We start from the raw sequence: 2,466 nt of genomic DNA, 5'->3' as shown, positions 1-2,466 counted from the left end.
AGCCCCCAACATCGTCGGCCGCGACTCAATGCAACCTTGCAGCAACCCGCTGACCAATAGCGCTACTGGCAGACAGTGCTTCATAACGAGCGCCCGTCATCAAGCATGTTCCTGGGGGTGTTGGTGGCCAGCCATTGTTTAACAAACGCCTCTCTGTCGGCGTCCTGCACGCGCTCACGACGCACCGCCAGATGGCCTTCGAACAGCACGTGTAGCCAGTCTTCGAACGCTGTAAAACCATGACGACCCGATGCTCTGTGCTCGAGGTGCCACTGCTCGGCCAAGGTCCAGGCCTGCATATAACCCATCTGCTCATCACTGAGGCTCAGCACGGACGTCGGGATATCGCCGGGGGCGGAAGGATTCCCCACTACCGTACGAACCCGGCCATCGCGGCTTAGCCATAACCATTCAATGACCGGGGCATGAAAATACTGGCGTTGAGGGGGATCAAGCATGAGGCTGACGGTGCCAAACAGCCGTGAATCGTAATAACGCAAAATGCCCGTGCGGGCCCCTTTGCTCCACTGCGCTTGCGTACAGTCGCGCAAATGCGCGGCCAGTTCAGGAAACGCCCAGCGACTCAACAGGTTCAGCGCACCTGCTGTTTTGTAGGATTGATGCGTGAACGCGTTCAACCATTGCGTATGCGTTTCTTCGTACAGTTGCAGACGGACCAGCAATGGCCCCAGCAACGTGCTTGCATGCTCGGGGGTCTGCTCAAACAACAGTGCCTGCAACGGTTGGGGGTCAAGGGCGGCGAGCGATTCACGCTGCAACTCACTGAACAGTGTCCCATCGATCAGCACGTCCAGATGTGTCAGCTCCAGGCGCTGTGCTTTGCTTCGCAGGTGTTTAGACCACTCGCTTGCATCCAGATACATAAAAACTCCTTGATTCACGGACGTCATTAATGCGCTTTGGCGACACGACGCTTAACCGCCTGAACGAGCAGTCAACGAGCAACTACGGCCTGCACCTGCTCACTGGCGCGCTGCAGGCAGTCTTTGCACACTTCAGACGGGGTCTGAGGTGGCGTCTGCGGGGCGGCACTGTCGCCAACACCTTGCGTGTCCATCAATTCGAGCAACCGCGCGGCGGTGGCTTTGGGCGTCTCCCCCGCCAGCCCGGGCAAGGCCGGCTCGAGGGCTGCACCGCTGACCGGCGTGCCGCCGGGCAGGATCAAAGCGCTGCTGAAGATCCCGTCACTGGAAATCACAATGTGCTGCCCACCCGCTTTCAGGGTCAGGCTGGCCCCCGCGTCGATGACCACCTCGGCGCCCGCCTGCAGATGGACTTGCTGACCGGCCATGACCTTAAACACCTGCCCGGTGCTGTTAACGCTGTTGCCGGCCACGGTGAGGTGGTCGTTGCTCAACAGTTGCACCTTGCGCTCGCCCGTGACGTGGTGATGCTCGTCGGCATTGAGCTGGCTGTAGCGACTGCCATGGATCTGGCTGCGCTGCTCGTGACCGACTTCGAGGGTGTGGTCATGCTTGACCTGGGCCAGCAGGTCGCGTTCGGCGTGTACATAAATGTGTTCCGCACCCTTGCGGTCTTCGATGCGCAGTTCATTGGAGCCACCGCCTCCCGGCGAGCTGAGGGTTTTGAAGACACTTCGGGTTTTATGCGTCGGCAACTCGTAAGGCACGGTGTGGGTTTTGTTATGCAGCGCGCCATGCAGAACCGGCCGGTCGCAATCCCCCTCCAGGAATAAAATAATCACTTCCATGCCCACGCGCGGGAGGGTCTGGCTGCCATATTGATGCCCCGCCCAACTGCTGACGGTGCGCAACCAGCAACTGCTGTTGTCGTCGTCGATGCCGCTGCGGTCCCAATGGAAGCGCACTTTTATCCGGCCAAAGGCATCACAAAAGATCTCTTCGCCGGGCGGGCCGGTGACCACCGCGGTCTGGCCGGTCACTACCAGGGTCTTGGGATGCTCAAGCTGCGGGCGGAAGACCACCTCGCCGGGGATGGCTTCAAAGGTGTTGCGATAGCCCTGAAAGTCCGCACTCGGCCAATCCAGGGCGCTGCCCGCTTGTTCTTGCAACACCTGCGGCTGATAGCCTTCGTGGTGAATGTGGGTCAACAGCCACAGGTCCTTGGGGCTGTAACGCCGATGGCCTTCAAGCGTCAGCACATGCCCTGACCGCAAACACGGTTCATCACTGGTGCCATCGACGACCCGCGCGCCCACTTGCAGACGCTCCAGCGTGCGCTGCACCTGCCGTTGACGCTGACGTTCAGGCAAGGCGTGGGCCGCATAGGTGTACTCTTCAAGGTGCGCGTGGGCATCCACGGTGCCGGGCAGGCCGCTGAGAAAGTCCTCTTCCAGCGTGACATGGGGCCGCTCAAAATCGTAATCGCGCAGGGTGGCGCGACGGGTGTGTATTTGCTGACGTTCCCCCCAGCGCTTGATGGAGGGCTGATGGCCTGCCATGCCGTTTGCGGGCACGAACGGCA

At 60.7% G+C, this 2,466-nt stretch carries 2 protein-coding genes; both read right to left on the bottom strand.

The window, feature by feature from the left end:
* Nucleotides 1-80: 80 nt before the first annotated feature.
* Nucleotides 81-884 carry a DUF4123 domain-containing protein gene (locus ACI7MX_RS22960; protein ID WP_405592122.1) on the bottom strand — a complete coding sequence of 268 codons (804 nt, stop codon included), beginning with the start codon at nt 882-884 and terminating at the stop codon, nt 81-83.
* A gap of 71 nt (nt 885-955) precedes the next feature.
* On the bottom strand, nt 956-2,466 hold a 1,511-nt coding region (gene tssI / locus ACI7MX_RS22955), incomplete at its 5' end, for a type VI secretion system tip protein TssI/VgrG (RefSeq protein WP_405592119.1).

Origin of the sequence: Pseudomonas sp. 2024-210, from assembly GCF_045062345.1 — a bacterium.
Taxonomy (GTDB): Bacteria; Pseudomonadota; Gammaproteobacteria; order Pseudomonadales; family Pseudomonadaceae; genus Aquipseudomonas.
This window is presented reverse-complemented; position numbering and strand designations above follow the sequence as displayed.

Bases quoted from the DNA above. Each gene is read 5' to 3' on its own strand.
- ACI7MX_RS22960 (WP_405592122.1), bottom strand. From the start codon at position 884: ATGTATCTGGATGCAAGCGAGTGGTCTAAACACCTGCGAAGCAAAGCA.